Annotated in this window: 16 protein-coding genes; 8 read left to right on the top strand and 8 right to left on the bottom strand. The window is 68.6% G+C overall.

What is annotated here, in order from left to right; all coding sequences use genetic code 11:
- The first annotated feature begins 37 nt into the window (after positions 1-37).
- Together CJ179_RS43015 and CJ179_RS43010 are read left to right on the top strand one after the other, a co-directional pair.
- Positions 38-961 carry an oxygenase MpaB family protein gene (locus tag CJ179_RS43015; RefSeq protein WP_095865488.1) on the top strand — a complete coding sequence of 308 codons (924 nt, stop codon included), beginning with the start codon at positions 38-40 and terminating at the stop codon, positions 959-961.
- 116 nt (positions 962-1077) lie between these two features.
- Positions 1078-1476 carry a hypothetical protein gene (locus CJ179_RS43010; protein WP_095865487.1) on the top strand — a complete coding sequence of 133 codons (399 nt, stop codon included), beginning with the start codon at positions 1078-1080 and terminating at the stop codon, positions 1474-1476.
- A 30-nt stretch (positions 1477-1506) separates the two neighbouring features.
- Here CJ179_RS43010 and CJ179_RS43005 read toward each other — a convergent pair whose 3' ends face one another.
- Positions 1507-2187: a TetR/AcrR family transcriptional regulator gene (locus CJ179_RS43005; protein ID WP_072942833.1), complete on the bottom strand. Its 681-nt coding sequence runs from the start codon at positions 2185-2187 to the stop codon at positions 1507-1509.
- A gap of 36 nt (positions 2188-2223) precedes the next feature.
- Positions 2224-3069 carry an SDR family oxidoreductase gene (locus tag CJ179_RS43000; RefSeq protein WP_095865486.1) on the bottom strand — a complete coding sequence of 282 codons (846 nt, stop codon included), beginning with the start codon at positions 3067-3069 and terminating at the stop codon, positions 2224-2226.
- Between the two features lie 41 nt (positions 3070-3110).
- Here CJ179_RS43000 and rraA point away from each other — a divergent pair, with 41 nt between their 5' ends.
- Positions 3111-3581, top strand: a complete 471-nt coding sequence (gene rraA, locus CJ179_RS42995) for a ribonuclease E activity regulator RraA (protein ID WP_005563989.1) — start codon at positions 3111-3113, stop codon at positions 3579-3581.
- A gap of 152 nt (positions 3582-3733) precedes the next feature.
- Here the strand turns inward: rraA and CJ179_RS42990 are convergent, their stop codons facing one another.
- The gene (locus tag CJ179_RS42990; protein ID WP_005263380.1) at positions 3734-3961 is read right to left on the bottom strand and encodes an RNA-binding S4 domain-containing protein; all 228 of its coding nucleotides are present in this window, start codon (positions 3959-3961) and stop codon (positions 3734-3736) included.
- 110 nt (positions 3962-4071) lie between these two features.
- Between CJ179_RS42990 and lysX the strand changes: the two genes are divergently transcribed.
- The 4 genes from lysX to CJ179_RS42970 are packed head-to-tail and all read left to right on the top strand — an operon-like array spanning position 4072 to position 9528.
- A complete protein-coding gene (lysX, locus tag CJ179_RS42985; RefSeq protein ID WP_095865485.1) occupies positions 4072-7413 on the top strand; it encodes a bifunctional lysylphosphatidylglycerol synthetase/lysine--tRNA ligase LysX in 3342 nt (1113 codons plus the stop codon).
- Positions 7410-8090 (top strand): DUF998 domain-containing protein, encoded by a 681-nt coding sequence (locus CJ179_RS42980; protein WP_095865484.1) that lies wholly within the window; start codon positions 7410-7412, stop codon positions 8088-8090. Before lysX ends, CJ179_RS42980 begins: the two co-directional genes overlap by 4 nt.
- 14 nt (positions 8091-8104) lie before the next feature.
- Complete coding sequence (locus tag CJ179_RS42975) at positions 8105-8923, top strand: alpha/beta fold hydrolase (RefSeq protein ID WP_095865483.1); 819 nt, start codon at positions 8105-8107, stop codon at positions 8921-8923.
- A 5-nt stretch (positions 8924-8928) separates the two neighbouring features.
- On the top strand, positions 8929-9528 hold the full coding sequence (locus CJ179_RS42970) for a histidine phosphatase family protein (protein WP_095865482.1): 600 nt from the start codon (positions 8929-8931) through the stop codon (positions 9526-9528).
- A gap of 16 nt (positions 9529-9544) precedes the next feature.
- Here CJ179_RS42970 and CJ179_RS42965 read toward each other — a convergent pair whose 3' ends face one another.
- The 5 genes from CJ179_RS42965 to CJ179_RS42945 form a co-directional block, all read right to left on the bottom strand.
- Positions 9545-10762 (bottom strand): Hsp70 family protein, encoded by a 1218-nt coding sequence (locus CJ179_RS42965; protein WP_095865481.1) that lies wholly within the window; start codon positions 10760-10762, stop codon positions 9545-9547.
- Positions 10763-10832: 70 nt separating this feature from the next.
- Positions 10833-12287 carry an Hsp70 family protein gene (locus CJ179_RS42960; RefSeq protein WP_174705504.1) on the bottom strand — a complete coding sequence of 485 codons (1455 nt, stop codon included), beginning with the start codon at positions 12285-12287 and terminating at the stop codon, positions 10833-10835.
- A 232-nt stretch (positions 12288-12519) separates the two neighbouring features.
- Entirely contained in the window at positions 12520-13221 is a 702-nt protein-coding gene (locus tag CJ179_RS42955) for a dienelactone hydrolase family protein (RefSeq protein WP_095865480.1), read from the bottom strand.
- An 11-nt stretch (positions 13222-13232) separates the two neighbouring features.
- Complete coding sequence (locus CJ179_RS42950; RefSeq protein ID WP_072942817.1) at positions 13233-13526, bottom strand: putative quinol monooxygenase; 294 nt, start codon at positions 13524-13526, stop codon at positions 13233-13235.
- 61 nt (positions 13527-13587) lie between these two features.
- Positions 13588-14085 (bottom strand): hypothetical protein, encoded by a 498-nt coding sequence (locus CJ179_RS42945; protein WP_072942815.1) that lies wholly within the window; start codon positions 14083-14085, stop codon positions 13588-13590.
- Between the two features lie 31 nt (positions 14086-14116).
- Between CJ179_RS42945 and CJ179_RS42940 the strand changes: the two genes are divergently transcribed.
- The gene (locus tag CJ179_RS42940) at positions 14117-15025 is read left to right on the top strand and encodes an SDR family NAD(P)-dependent oxidoreductase (protein WP_095865479.1); all 909 of its coding nucleotides are present in this window, start codon (positions 14117-14119) and stop codon (positions 15023-15025) included.
- Positions 15026-15033: the final 8 nt, after the last annotated feature.

The following is a 15033-nucleotide window of genomic DNA, read 5'->3' as shown; positions in this document are numbered from 1 at the left end:
TGGCCATCTGTCACAGCCGCTGCAGGAAGTGAAACTCATGAAACGCTTCGACCTACGTCGCCGGACCGACCGCCTCGACCCCGAGACGCAGTACGAAGAGATCGCCCGGATTCTCGCAACGCAGGAATTTCCCTGGGACATCAACCAAGCCCTCAGCTTCGCGCTGTTCCGGACATACGCGGTGCCCACCATCGGCAGGCTGCTGTTCGAGACCGGCGAATTCACCGAACGCGTGCAGAAACGCTACGACGACACCGGCCTGATCCTCGACGCGGTCCTCGAAAACGGCCTCACCAGCGACCCCGGCCGCGCCGGCATCCGACGGATGAACCAGATGCACGGCTCCTACGACATCTCCAACGACGACATGCGGTACGTCCTGTCGACGTTCGTGGTGATCCCGGAGCGCTGGATCGAGGACTTCGGCTGGCGGAAGCTCACCCGCAACGAGATCGTCGGTACCACCAACTACTACCGTGCGCTCGGCAAGTACATGGGCATCAAGGAGATTCCCGAGACCTTCGAGGCGTTCGAGAAGTTCCTGGACGACTACGAGCGGGAACACTTCCTCTTCGACTCGGGCGGCCGCGCCGTCGCCGACTCCACGCTCGACCTCCTCTGCACGTTCCCCCCGAACAATCTCGCACCCGCCGCCCTGATCAAACGGTTCTCCTGGGCCCTGATGGACGATCCGCTTCTCGACGCGTTCGCCTACCGTCGGCCGTCCCGCCTCGCGCGGACGCTGTCCCGGGGTGCGCTGAAGGCCCGCGCCCGGCTCGTCCGGTTCTATCCCGTGCGCACCGTGCCCAAGTTCGCTCGCGACCTGCCCAATATTCGCAGCTACCCGAACGGGTACGAAGTGGAGAAACTGGGCACCTTCCCCCGAACCTGCCCCGTGCAGCACACCAACGGTACGGTCGCGCCGGAAAACACCGCATCCCGAACCGCTTTGGACGCCTGATCGACGTAAAGCCGTGTGTTCGAACTATTCTCGGACACACGGCGAATGGGGATGGGTAACTCCCGATTCTGCCGTAACGTGGCTGCGCGTAGCGACCGTCGACAGGAAGGGATTTTGTGAACTTCTCGCGAGGGACCCTGACCATTGCCGCACTGGCAGGAGCGGCCTCACTCGCTCTGGCCCCCACGGCAACCGCCGCCACCACCTACCAGATCACCGTCATTCCGCCGATCGGCACCGTCCGCGCCAACAATCTGGTGACGCTCGGCGCGCTGGTCACCCCCACCCCGACGGGGACGGACGGATCCACCCCGGTCGAGCTGGAACTCACCGACCCCTCCGGCGACGTGACCGCGCGGTCGATCCCCCTCACCCTGGGCGCCGGGACGGCCGCGATCCGGACCCACGAGGCCGGCCGCTACACCGCCGTCTTCACGTTCGCCCCACCGAACGGCGAGCCGACCGACACGACCGCGCAGTTCGACGTCGTCGCGTCATCGGGTCTGGGGAGCTGACGACCGCACCCTGCCGGGGCGCACCGCCGGTCAGACGTCGGCAGTGCGCCTCTTCTTCGGCTTGACGGGAAGCTCGGTGGAGCCGACCGTCTTCATGGCGATCTCGACATACTTGCGGGCCACGGCGTCCGGGGTCAGCTTGCCCTCGGCGTGATACCAGCGCGGAATCGACTGGCACATACCGAGAAGCGCCCGCGTCGTCTCCGCGGCATCCGCAACGTCGAACAGCTCCCGCTTCTTGCCTTCCTTGACGATCTCGAGGACCAGCTCCTCCACACCCTTGCGGACGGTGCGGTACCGCTGCCGGTTCTCCGGGCTGAGGTACCGGACCTCGCTCTCGAGTGCCGCCAGCCGGGACCTCATGGTCATCCGCAGCACGATCGCCTCGATGACATTGGCGAGCCGTTGCACCGGATCGTCGCCGCCGTCGGCGCTCGCGGCGTGGGCCCGCTCGAGGACGTCGCTGGTGGACAGCTCGAGAAGCGCGAGGAGAACAGCTTCCTTGTTCTCGTGGTGGTAGTAGAGAGCGGGTACCGTGACACCGACTCGGCGGGCGATGTCGCGCACCGAGGTGCCGTGGAAGCCGTGTTCGTAGAACGCGTCGAGGGAGGCGCTGAGGATCGGCGTCAACTTCGTGGGTTCGAGGCGGCGCCAGTCTGCCGCGTTGCCGACCTCGATGGGCGGCGTCGCACCCTTGGATGAGCTGACCATCAAAGACCTATCTACCGCTCGCTATGCCAGGACGGGTCAAGTGTAGCTGTAAAGGTAGTCGGCGAAGGTCCGCGGCGGGCGCCCGGTGAGCGCCTCGACGTCGCCCGTCACCACCGCCAACTCGCCGGCCGCGATCGCTGCGTACGAGGTCACCCACCCTGCGACCTCGAATTCCGGCGCCCCGTAGTGGGCCCGGGACGCGTACGCCTCGTCCAGGGTCTCGTTCTCGAAACGCACCGAACGTCCGGTCACCCTCGTGATTGTCTCCGCGGCCTCGGTGAGGGTGAACGCGTCCGGTCCCGTCAGTCGGTAGGTGACGCCGTCGTGGTCGCCGTTACCGGTGGTGAGCACGGCCGTCACGGCGTCGGCGACGTCGTCGGGCGCCACCGCGCTCACCCGGCCGTTCCCGGCGGGTCCCCGGATGACTCCCTGATCGTCGGCCATCAGCGGGATCATCGACTGATACCAGCCGTCCTGCAGGAACGTGAACTTCAGGCCGCTCTCCCGGATGTGCTGCTCTGTGAAGTAGTGGTCGCGGCCGAACGTGAACGTGCACTCGGGCGCCGCACCCAGAAACGACAGGTAGACGATCCGCTCCACCCCGGCGGCACAGGCCGCGTCCACGGTGGTGCGGTGCTCTTCGCGCCGGGTCGCGCTCTCGTGACCCGAGACGAGGAACAGCAACCGGACGCCGTCCAGCGCGGCCGTCATCGCCGGACCGTCGGCGTATGTGGCCACGGCGAACCCGGAGTCGAAATGCTCGGCCAGTGGCCCCAGCCGCTGCGCGTTCCGCCCGATCAGCCGCACACCGGCGCCGCCGCCGAGCCGCTCGAGCACCTTGCCGCCGATGGACCCGGTGGCTCCTGTCACTGCGATGGTCATGGCCCGAATTCTCCCAGCGCCGGCCCTCTATCCTGGCGCGTATGACTGAACCCGTGGCAACCGCTGACCTGGCAGACGAGATCGGACCCGACATCCGGAGCTGCGACACGCAGTTCATCCAGTTCGGCGGCCGTGAAGTGTTCTCCGGCCCCATCACCACCATCAAGTGCTTCCAGGACAACCTGCTGGTCAAGCAGACCCTCGGCGAGCCCGGCAACGGCGGCGTCCTCGTGGTCGACGGCGACGCCAGCATCCACACCGCCCTGGTCGGCGACATCATCGCCGGCCGCGGCGTCGACAACGGCTGGGCCGGCGTGATCGTCAACGGCGCGGTCCGCGACTCGGCGATCCTGAAGACCCTGGACATCGGCGTCAAGGCACTCGGCACCAACCCCCGCAAGAGCACCCAGACCGGCTCCGGTGAGAAGAACGTCCCGATCGAGATCGGCGGCGTGACGTTCAACCCCGGCGAGACCGTGTACAGCGATCAGGACGGCGTCGTCGTCCGCTGATCCCGCCGGAACCGAGCGGCGGGGTCGGTCTCCATCGGGACCGACCCGCCGCGAGGCGTGCCGGACCGGCCCCGACGCGCTCGAATGTGCCTGTCTCGCGTCGGGTTCCGTCGCCGGGCACTGTTCCTGCAGCGGTTCGCGACCGCGAGCCGTCAGGACTGAGAACTCACCCGAGCCGTCATCCCACCGATCTCCACGACGTCCCCGTCCCGCAACTGCCGACCCCGCCGCACCTCGACCTCACCGTTCACCGACACGAGTCCGTCGGCGATCACTTCCTTCGCCTCGGCCCCCGACTCGATGAGGTTGGCGAGCTTCAGGAATTGGCCGAGACGGATGGATTCGTCGCGGATCGGCACGGCGTCGTGAATGTCGGACATGCCTCTATCTTCCCTCTTCACCCAAATCGCGGCCCAACGGCTCACACTGAACACTGGAACATCTGTCTCCCGTGATCGGTACGTATCTCTTGCCGGGAAGGAAACGCTCGATGTCAGCTAGCACCGAGACACACCACGCGTCCGAGGCCGACCTCACCGCACCACGGCCCCGACCCGCACTCGGCTCGAAGAACGGGCGCCTGCACCAGGTTCCCCACATCGCGGGACTGATCCTGGGCGTCTTCTCGGTGCTCGTATTCCTGTGGAGCATCTCGCCGGTACTGCGCTACTACGTGCACGTGCCGCGGGAGTACGTCGACACCTACTACTTCGACGCTCCCGACACCAGCCTGTCGTGGGCGCTGGTGGTCGCGCTGCTCGCGGCGGCGCTGGCGAGCCGCAAGCGCATCGCCTGGTGGCTGCTGACGATCTATCTGACTCTGATCCTGATCACCAACGTGATCGTGAGCATCACCGACCGGAACGTGAACGCGATGGTCGCCGCCGTGGTCCAGGTGGTGCTGATCGGAATCCTGATCGCGGCCCGGCCCGAGTTCTACACCCGGGTCCGGCGCGGCGCAGGCTGGAAAGCGCTGGGCGTGCTCATCGTCGGACTCGCCATCGGCACCCTCGTCGGGTGGGGACTCGTCGAATTGTTCCCCGGCACGCTGCCGCAGGGCGAACGTTTCCTGTGGGCGCTCAACCGCGTGACCGCGCTCGCCGCCGCCGACAACGAACAGTTCAGCGGTCGACCACACGGATTCGTCAACACCCTCCTCGGCCTGTTCGGCGCGATCGCCCTGCTGGCCGCCGTCATCACCCTGTTCCGCGCCCAGCGCTCCCACAACGCGCTCACCGGCAACGACGAATCGGCGCTGCGCGGACTGCTGTTGCAGTACGGCGCCGACGACTCCCTCGGCTACTTCGCCACCCGCCGCGACAAGGCCGTCGTGTTCGCCCCCAGCGGGAAAGCGGCCATCACGTACCGTGTCGAACTGGGCGTGTGCCTGGCCAGTGGCGATCCGATCGGCGACCCGGAGGCGTGGCCGCACGCGATCGAGGCGTGGCAGGCGCTCGCGTCCCAATACGGTTGGGCCACCGCCGTGATGGGCGCCAGCGAGACCGGGGCCACCGCCTACAACAAGGCCGGTCTCACCGTCCTCCAACTCGGCGACGAAGCGATCCTCCGCACCCGCGAGTTCAACCTCAGCGGACGCGACATGCGGCAGGTCCGCCAGGCCGTCACCCGCGTCCGCCGCCAGGGCGTCACCGTCCGGATCCGCAGGCACCGCGACGTTCCCCCCGAGGAGATGGCCGAGGCCATCCGGCTCGCGGACGCGTGGCGCGACACCGAGACCGAGCGCGGCTTCTCGATGGCTCTCGGCCGGCTCGGTGACCGCCTCGACGGCGACTGCCTGCTCGTGGAGGCCATCGCCGAGGACGGCGAAATCGACGGCATCCTGTCGCTGGTTCCGTGGGGGCCCACGGGCGTCTCCCTCGACCTGATGCGCCGCAAGCCGACCTCCCCCAACGGCGTGGTCGAGCTGATGGTGTCCGAACTGGCCACCACCTCCGACCAATTCGGCATCACCAGGGTGTCGCTGAACTTCGCGGTGTTCCGCTCGGTCTTCGAGGAGGGTTCCCGCATCGGGGCCGGGCCCATTCTGCGGATCTGGCGCTCGATCCTCGTGTTCTTCTCCCGCTGGTGGCAACTCGAGGCGCTCTACCGGTCCAACGTGAAGTACCAGCCGGAGTGGGTGCCGCGGTTCCTCTGCTTCGAGGACAACCGGCAATTGCTGCGCGTCGGCTTCGCCTCGGCCGTCGCGGAAGGATTCGTGACGCTGCCCCGGTTCGGCCGTTCCGGAACCCACGACGCCATCGCGCACACCGGCCACCACGCCTCGGTTCCCGCCGCACTCGTCGCCGCCGAGGGACTGCACTCCGACGGCAGCGCACCCGGCGAGGGCCTCGCGCCGACGGCGACCGGACCGAAACGTCCCGAGCAGGTCCGCGTCCGGCTCGACAAGTTGGCCGGTCTCGCGGAACAGGGCATCGACCCGTACCCGGTCGCGTATCCGCCCTCCCACACGGTGACCGAGGCCGTGGAGTCGCCGGAGGGAACGACGGTCCGCATCGCGGGCCGCCTGCTCCGGATCCGCGACTACGGCGGCGTCGTGTTCGCCGTGGTCCGGGACTGGTCCGGCGACATCCAGATCCTCATCGACGAGGCCCGGGTGGGCACCGACCGCATCCGGGCGTTCGCCGCCGAATTCGACCTCGGTGACCTCGTCGAGGTCGCCGGCGTCATCGGATACAGCCGGCGTGGTGCGCTGTCGCTGCTCGCGAACGAGTGGCGCATGACCGGCAAGTGCCTGCACCCCCTGCCCGACAAGTGGAAGGGCCTGTCCGACCCGGAGACCCGGGTGCGGCAGCGGTACGTCGACCTCGCCATCAACTCCGACGCCCGCCGCCTGCTCGAGGCCCGCAGCGCCGTCGTGAAGTCGCTGCGCGATTCGCTCGGCGGCCGCGGCTTCCTCGAGGTGGAGACCCCGATCCTGCAGCAGGTGCACGGCGGCGCCAACGCGGCCCCGTTCCTCACCCACATCAACGCCTACAACCTGGACCTGTACCTGCGGATCGCGCCGGAGCTGTATCTCAAACGGCTGTGCGTCGCGGGCATGGAGAAGGTGTTCGAGATCGGCCGCGTCTTCCGCAACGAGGGCGTCGATTTCAAGCACAACCCGGAATTCACGATCCTCGAGGCGTACGAGGCGCACAGCGACTACGAGAAGATGATGGTCCTGTGCCGGGAGCTCATCCAGACGGCGGCGGTCGCGGCGTACGGACGCGAGATCATCATGCGGCCGGGCCCCGACGGCGCGCTGGTGGAGGTCGACATCTCCGGCGAATGGCCCGTCAAGACGATGCACCAGGCCGTCGCCGAGAAACTCGGCGTCGACGTCTCCCCCGAGACGCCGCTCGCGGAACTGCAGCGGCTGTGCGACGAACACGAGATCCCATACCAGTCGGCGTGGGACGCCGGCGCCGTGGCGCAGGAAATGTACGAGCACCTGGTGGAGGACTACACCGAGTTCCCCACGTTCTACACCAACTTCCCCACGTCGATGTCGCCGCTGACGCGGCCGCATCCCACGATTCCGGGAGTCGCCGCGAAGTGGGACCTCGTCGCGTGGGGCATCGAACTCGGTACCGCGTACAGCGAACTCACCGACCCGGTGGATCAGCGGAACCGGCTCACCGAGCAGTCGATGCTCGCGGCCGGCGGCGACGAGGAGGCGATGGAACTCGACGAGGACTTCCTGCAGGCCCTCGAGCACGCCATGCCGCCGACCGGTGGGCTCGGCATGGGCGTCGACCGGGTGGTCATGCTCATCACCGGCGGCAGCATCCGTGAAACCCTCGCCTTCCCCCTGGCCAAGCCGAGGCAATGACCGCCCGTGGCCGGGTGGCCGTCGCGGCTCTACTGATCCTCGGCGCTGTCGGCTACGCGTCGTGGCTGCTCGAATTCGTCCTCGACACCGGCATCGATCCGCTGCGGGGATTCGCGAGCGAACTCGCCGCCGCGGACCAGCCGTACGGATTCTGGTTCCGCACCGGCGACCTGCTGACCGGATGCATCGTCGCCGTGGCCGGGGTCCTCGGACTGTCGCGGTACTCGCAGGGCTGGGTGACGGCGGTCGGGTGGATCGCACTGATCGTGTTCGCTGCCGCGACCGTCGCCGATTCGCGTCTGCCGATGAGTTGCGCGGCCACCACCGACGCCGTGTGCGCCGCGCGTGAGGCCGGCGGACACCTGCCGCTCACCCATGATCTACACGCCATGACCAGCGCGTCCGCGTCGACGGGAGCCGTGGTGTCGTGCCTCGCGTTCCTGTTGGCCGCGTTCCGCTACCGCTGGCCGACGTGGTTGAAAATTACCGGCGTGACCGTGGCGACGGTGTTCGTCGGGGGCACGGTCTGGACCCTGACGGCCGCCGGGTTGCGCGGCCAACAGGACGCCTGGCTCGGGCTCGGCCAGCGCGTCCAACTGCTCGCGTTTTGCGGTTGGCTGATCTTCGTGGCGCTCAGCGTGATTCACGTCACCCCGGAAAGGGATGGTTCCACGTGAAACGTCCTGGGGAAATGGTGGTGGGAGTGCATGTGGTCGTCGACGGCGACGGCCCACCCGTCGTCCTCTGCGGCGGCCTCGGCGGGAACTGGTTCGACTGGGACGAGGTAGTGAGACTGCTGTCCGGGACCTGCCTCGTCGTACGGATCGATCGACCCGGATACGGACTCAGTCCCCCCTCCGGCGATCGGCCGTCCGCTCGTGGCGAGGCCGACAGAATCGCCGGCGTCCTCGACGCGCTTCGGGTGACCACCCCGGCCGTGCTCGTCGGCCACTCGCTCGGCGGCATCTACGTCGAGGCGTTCGCGCGGCTGTACCCCGAGCGAACCGGCGGCGTGATCCTGCTCGACGCCACCGTCACCACCCGCCCGCACCGCGTGATCCCGACCCGGTGGCGCGTCACGGCAGGCAGGCGGGTGGCCCGGGCGGCCAGCGCGGTGGGACTGCAGAAACTCCTCGGCCCCACGGTCCGCCGGATCCTGAACCATTCGACACCACCCGACGGGTTCGCCCCGGACACCCGCCAGTGGGTCGAGCGAATCTACCGCGAGCCCGCCTACCTCGAATCCTCGATCGTCGAGAACGCGTCGTACCCGGCGCTGGCCCAGGAACTGGCCGCACTGCGCGAGACCACGACGATCACGGCGCCCGTCGTCGTGGCCGCCGCCCACACCGGCCGCACGACGCCCTGGGGGTCGGCGTGGATCCGCACGCAAAGGCAGTTCGCGCAATTCCTCGGCGCCGCGTTCCGCGTCGTGCGACCCGCGCACCACCACGCGATGATCGATCAGCCCGGCCAGATCGCGGCGTTGGTGCGGGAGCTGGCAAGCTGAGCTGCGTGCAACTGCTATTGATCCGCCACGCGCTGCCCGAGCTCGTCACCACGTCCGGCGGGCGCGCAGACCCCGCACTGACCGAGGAAGGTCACGCGCAGGCCAAGCGGCTGCCCGCCGCTCTGGCCCCGTACCGCATCGCCCGGATCGTGAGCAGCCCGCAACGCCGCGCACTCGAGACGGCGGCGCCGGTCGCCGAGGCGCTCAACCTTCCCGTCACCGAGTACGTCGGGCTCGCGGAATACGACTACGACCTCGACCACTACATCCCGTTCCACGAGGCGGAGGCACGCGCGCCGGAGGCCTACGCCCGCATCCGGGCAGGCGAGTTCCCGAAGTCCGTCGACGCCGACGCGTTCCGCACCAGGGTGTTCGAATCCCTCGGCCGCATCGTCGAGGAGTCCGGTCACGAGGACACCGTCGCGGTGTTCGCCCACGGCGGCGTCATCAACGTGTTCCTGCAGGAGCTTCTCGGCCTCGACCGGCCCCTCGTGTTCCCGATCGAATACGTGTCCGTGACGCGGGTACTCGTCTCCCGCAGCGGTGAGCGACGGGTGGCGTCGGTCAACGAGACCGGCCACGTCCGGGACATGCTGCGTCGGTAGAACCCGCTCCGATCCGCTAGAGGCCGGGAATCCGGGGCAGCGGAGGAAGCGGCGGGGGCGGCGGGAGGGTCGGCAGCTGAATCTGCGGCAGACCGGGAATGAGGGGTCGCGGGGCGGGGGCCGCTGCGGGCGCAGGTTCCGGCACGCTCGCCTCCTGCTGGGCCGGCTCCGGAATCGACACCGCGGCCGGCGGTGGCGCCGCCGGTGACGGCGCGGGCGACGGTGACGTCTCCTCGGCGCTCGGCTGAGTGGCGACCGGACGTGCGTCACCGTCGGAGCTCTGGCTACCACCGAAGCCGAGACCGAGACCGATCACGGCGACGACGGCCAGCGCACCGCCTGCCAGCGCACCACCGCGGATCACGGGTTTGGCGAACCTCTCGGCGCCGCCGCGGTCCGAAGAGTCCGCGCGGTCCTGTGCCAGCAGCGCAGCGCCTTCCGCGGCCACCAGTTCGGGCTGCACCGGCACGATCACGGGGAGCGCGAGCCACGATTCCATCAGGGACGCGACCAGCGGGATATGCGCGCCGCCCCCGATCAGAACCACCGCGTCGGCACCACGCCCGGACGATTCGATCACCTCGCGGGCCAGACGCGCCGACGCCTCGACGGGACGGACGATGAGCGAATCGAGATTGTCCTGCGAGAGCAGCAGCAGACCGCCGTCGCCGGGTACGCAGACCGCGGTGTTGGTCGACAGTTCCTCCTTGGCCCGCCGGCAGCGTTCGGTGAGCGCCCAATCCGCGGCCTCGTCGACCGGGTGGGCAATGCGTTCCTGCTCGAGCTGGTGGTCGCGGATCAAGCGATCGATGCCGTCGCCGCTGATCTCGTCGGTACGCGCCGACGAGAGCACCGCACCGGTGAATCGGTCGACCACGGTGACGGTGAGGCCGGAACTGCCGAGGTCGTAGAACACGAGCGTCGAATGGTCGCCGAGCTGTCCCGACGCCTCGAGCATCCAGAGCGCCGCAGTCACTTCCGGGACCAGATGGCAGTCGATCGCGGCCTCCACGGCAGCGGCCTGCGCCTCGTCCCGATACGCGACACCGAAGACCTGCACGTCGTCGTCGGCGGAGCGCTCGGCCATCACCGTTTCGATGGAGTCGGCAACCAGCAATTCCGGTTGGGTGTGGGCCGAATCCACGGGAAATGACCGGAATACGGCCCCCTCGTCGTCCGGGTACGCCACGCGCACCGCGCTGGCACCGACGGATACACCGAGAACTGAAACCATGGAAAGACTATAACGGTTTGGTCACGACAGGCGTGCCGGGGCCTCACTGCGACCGCCGTCGTTATTCGGCTCAGAGCCCGGGGATCCGCGGCAATTCCAGTGGTGCGGGCGGCGGAATCGTCGGCATCTGGAACTGCGGCAGACCCGGGATCAGCGGAGCGGGTTCCGTCGTCGTCGGCGGAGCCGACGTGTCGGTCGGCGCGACACTCTGCGTATCGGGGGCGACCGGCGCCTGCGTCGGACTCTGCGTCCGCGTCTGCGTCCGTGGCTGATACGTGCTGCGCACCTCGGTCTGCGGCGGGATCACCGGCTGCTCGTCGACGACCGACGGAGCCGCCTCCACCGGCGGGGGCACTTCCGCGGTCGTCGTGGACTGCGGCGGTGCGGCCTGTTGCGCGGCGGGCGCCTCCGTCGTCGCCTGTGTGACGGCCGGCTGGGCGTCCTCCTCCGAACCCTGCAGAAGGTCGGTGCCGAAGCCGAGTCCGAGACCGACCGCGGCGACCACGGCAACGCCGGCGAGGACGAGGCCACGACGCTTCCGGGCCGGTGCGATCGCCTCGTCCGAGTACGAGTGCGAGGACGAATGCCACAGGGCCTGCGTCTCGGGTTCCAGCTCCAGCTCAGGTTCGTGCTCCGGCACCGGCTGGGGCAGGGGTGCCACGAACTCGTCGAACGTCGGGAGCGCCAGCAGGGCCGCACCCTCCGCCGCCACCAATTCGGGTTGCGCGGGGACGATCACGGGAAGATCGAGCCAGGACTCCATCACCGACGCGACCAACGGAATGTGCGCGCCGCCGCCGATCAGCACCGCGGCGTCGGGGGCGCGTCCCGATCGGCGGATGACCTCGCGGGTGAGGCGCGCCGAGGTCTCGACGGGGCCCACGATGAGCGAATCGAAGCTGTCCTGCGACAGGAGCAGCAGACCGCCCTCGCCCGGCATGCACACCGCGCCGTTCGTGGACAGCTGCTCTTTCGCGTCGCGGCACCGCGCGGCGAGCGCGAAGGCGGCCGCAGCGTCGGCGGGATGCGCGAAGCGGTGCAGTTCGAGTTGGTTGTCGCAGATCAGCCGGTCGACGAGGTCGCCGCTGATCTGATCCGAGCGCGCACTGCTGAGCACCATGCCGGTGTCGCGGTCGAGGACGGTGACGGTGAGACCCGAACTGCCGAGGTCGTAGAACACGAGCGTCGAGTGGTCGCCGAGTTCCCCGGACATCTCCAGCATCTGCAGCGCGGCCGTGACTTCGGGGACCAGTTGGAAGTTGCCGATCTGCAGTCGGGCCATCGCAGCCTGCATGGCACCGGCCTGCGCGTCGTCCTGGTACGCGACGCCGATGGCCTCCACCACGTCGGTCTCGTCCCGCTCGGCGAGCACCGTCCCGATGGATTCGGCGGCGAGCTCCGCCGGCCGTTCGAGTGTTGCGGTCACCGACCGCGATTGGAAGGTCGGGGTTTCGAGGCTCACGGCGTCGTGGCACGCGAAGCGCACCGCGCTGGCGCCGACGGATACACCGAGAACTGAAGTCATGCCGCCGACTATAACGGTTCGGTTACGGGTCTCGCGCAGGAAGGAGTTCGGAGGCCACGTCAGGCGGGTTTTCGACGTACTCCTGTGACGCACATCGTATTCCCGGCGACCCGTCGGCGTCGAAACCTGCGGAAATGCAACGCCCGAAACGCGGTGAACGCAACACGCCGTGACGTGTCTCCTTGGTGGACGAATATCGCGTTGCCGTCCACCCGAGGGGATTCGGCCGCGGTCAGTCGGTTCCGGCTGCGCGTGTGCCGTCCACGTGGGTGACGAACCACTGCAGCGTGCGCGCCCATCCGTCCCGGGCGGCCGCCTCGTTGTACACGGCGGGCCGGTCGTCGCAGTGGAAGCCGTGCTCGGCCTCGGGGTAGCGGACGATCTCCGTGTCCACCGGGGCGTGCGCGACGGCGGTGCGCAACTCCTCGACCTCCTCGGCCGGGATCCCCTTGTCGCGGTCACCGAACAGGCCCAGCCACGGCGTTCGCAGCAAGCCGGCGGCGTCGAGTTGCGTCGGATACCCGAACCGCCCCTTCGCGATGCCACCGCCGTAGAAACTCACCGCCGCCCCGAGCTCGAGCCGTGTCGCCGTGTGGAACGCGACCGTCCCGCCCATGCAGAACCCGACGATCGCGGTGTTCGACGGGTCGATCGAGGCCGCCGACAGAGCCGCGACGGCCCCGTCGACGTCCTCGTCGATGTTCGCCGCGGTGAGCTCACCCATCAGCGGCATCGCCGCCTGAAGGTCGTCGTAGTTCAGCACCGGATCGCCGCTGCGGTGAAACAGGTGCGGCGCGACGGCGTGATACCCGGCCGAGGCGAAACGACGGCAGACGTCGACGATGTGATCGGTGACGCCGAACGCCTCCTGGATGACGACGACGCCGCCGCGGGCCGGACCTTCGGGGGCAATGACGGTGAGTGGTGTGGTCACGAAATACGACTCTAGGAAACCGGCTTCAGCGGGTGGATTCCCGGTGCCCCGGCGAGGTGCTCACCGAACTTCCCGAGCGCGGCCTGGAAGTGCGGCGACTGCATGTGCGCGTCGAGCGCCTCCTGGCCGGTCCACACCTCCACGGTGACGAAGGTTCCCGCGACCGCGGCTGATTCGAAGACCTCGTACGAGATGCAGCCCTCTTCCTTGCGGCTCTCCGCGGCCAGCGCGGACAGTCCGCCGCCGACAATGTCCTCGGAGCCGGGCTTGGCAGGAATGGTCGCTACGACATGCAGATCGGACATCGACTCCCTTTCGTGAACGCCACCTCGTGTGGCCCGTCTCACGTAAGCACAGTTGGGTCGGCTAGGAAACCCGAAGTCGCGTCAAATAATCGGCGACCTTCGGTTCGTCCCAGCCGTGCGCCTCGCGGAGACCGTCCGCGATGGTCGCGAGATAGGCGGGCGCGGGCGCGTTCCTGGCGACGACGTCGCCGCGGGCGCGGGTGGTGAACGTGCACATGGGGACGCCGTTGCGGGATCCGAGTGTGACCAGGCGGTCGTAGCAGGCGGGTTCCTGCGCGTGAATGTCCTCGAACTGTTCCCGCGTCACCAGGAAGGCGCGGGCCGCGACGGTGCCGGGCGCGTCGGGGTCGTAGAACGCGCGGCCGCCGCCCCAGATCCGCGACTCTCCCGCGAAGAACACCGTGCCGGGTATCACCACCGGCATCGACGCCCGTGGAGCACGCGCGTCGCGGGCGCCCGCGTGCACGAGGTTGCCCCCGGCCGGGCGCCCACCACTCAGGTAGCAGGTCAGACGCGTCGCAGCCATGTTCGATCCATAGCTGACGTACCAGATCAGCACACGAACGACCGTACTCGGACAAGATGGTCACATGAGTCTTCTCGGCGAATTCAGGGGCTGGCGCAGCGGTGCACGGAAGCATCACCGCCTGCGGGATCTCGACGGCACCCTCGTCGTCGTCACCGGCGGCGGCAGCGGGATCGGGCGCGAGACCGCGCTGGCGTTCGCGTCCGAGGGCGCGGTGGTGGTGGTCGCCGATCGCGATCTCGAATCCGCGCAGCAGACCTCCGATCTCATCAACTCCGCCCAGATGAAGGGCGGCGGCGCCGTCGCCATCTTCGGTGGCGGCTCCCACGCGTATCAGGTGGACGTCGCGGTGGAGGACGAGGTGCAGCGCTTCGCGGAGACGGTGCAGGCCGAGCATGGCACCCCCGACGTCGCGATCAACAACGCCGGAATCGGATACTCGGGCACGTTCACGCAGACGCCGCAGAAGGACTTCGAACGGGTGATGGACGTGAACTTCTGGGGAGTCGTCTACGGTTCCCGCGCGTTCGCCGAGCAGATGATCGAACGCGGAACCGGCGGGCACATCGTGAACCTGTCGTCCGCCGCGGCGTTCACGCCGCAGAAGCGACTCACGGCGTACGCGACGAGCAAGGCCGCGGTGTTCATGCTGTCGGACTGTCTCCGAGCGGAATTGGTGAATCACGGCATCGGCGTCAGCGCCATCTGCCCGGGACTCGTCCACACCAACATCATCCAGGCCACCGACTTCGCCGGCGCCACCCCGGAGGAGCAGGCGAAGATGCGCGACCGGACCGACAAGCTCTATCGCAAACGCGGTTTCACCCCGGACCGGGTGGCGACCCAGATCGTGAAGGCCGTCAAGTCCAACAAGGCCGTCGTCCCCGTCACGCCCGAGGCCAAGTTCGGGCGCCTGCTGAGCCGCCTCACCCCGGGCAGCATGCGGCTCGGCGCCCGCCTCGACCTCGGCTGATCCGAGAC

The sequence above is a fragment of the Rhodococcus sp. ACS1 genome, assembly GCF_002300155.1.
Taxonomy (GTDB): Bacteria; Actinomycetota; Actinomycetes; order Mycobacteriales; family Mycobacteriaceae; genus Rhodococcus_F; species Rhodococcus_F koreensis.
This window is presented reverse-complemented; position numbering and strand designations above follow the sequence as displayed.

Bases quoted from the DNA above. Each gene is read 5' to 3' on its own strand.
- CJ179_RS42980 (WP_095865484.1), top strand. From the start codon at position 7,410: ATGACCGCCCGTGGCCGGGTGGCCGTCGCGGCTCTACTGATCCTCGGC.
- CJ179_RS42975 (WP_095865483.1), top strand. From the start codon at position 8,105: ATGGTGGTGGGAGTGCATGTGGTCGTCGACGGCGACGGCCCACCCGTC.
- CJ179_RS42960 (WP_174705504.1), bottom strand. From the start codon at position 12,287: ATGACTTCAGTTCTCGGTGTATCCGTCGGCGCCAGCGCGGTGCGCTTC.
- CJ179_RS42940 (WP_095865479.1), top strand. From the start codon at position 14,117: ATGAGTCTTCTCGGCGAATTCAGGGGCTGGCGCAGCGGTGCACGGAAG.
- lysX (WP_095865485.1), top strand. From the start codon at position 4,072: ATGTCAGCTAGCACCGAGACACACCACGCGTCCGAGGCCGACCTCACC.
- rraA (WP_005563989.1), top strand. From the start codon at position 3,111: ATGACTGAACCCGTGGCAACCGCTGACCTGGCAGACGAGATCGGACCC.
- CJ179_RS42965 (WP_095865481.1), bottom strand. From the start codon at position 10,762: ATGGTTTCAGTTCTCGGTGTATCCGTCGGTGCCAGCGCGGTGCGCGTG.
- CJ179_RS42950 (WP_072942817.1), bottom strand. From the start codon at position 13,526: ATGTCCGATCTGCATGTCGTAGCGACCATTCCTGCCAAGCCCGGCTCC.
- CJ179_RS42990 (WP_005263380.1), bottom strand. From the start codon at position 3,961: ATGTCCGACATTCACGACGCCGTGCCGATCCGCGACGAATCCATCCGT.
- CJ179_RS43005 (WP_072942833.1), bottom strand. From the start codon at position 2,187: ATGGTCAGCTCATCCAAGGGTGCGACGCCGCCCATCGAGGTCGGCAAC.
- CJ179_RS43000 (WP_095865486.1), bottom strand. From the start codon at position 3,069: ATGACCATCGCAGTGACAGGAGCCACCGGGTCCATCGGCGGCAAGGTG.
- CJ179_RS43015 (WP_095865488.1), top strand. From the start codon at position 38: ATGAAACGCTTCGACCTACGTCGCCGGACCGACCGCCTCGACCCCGAG.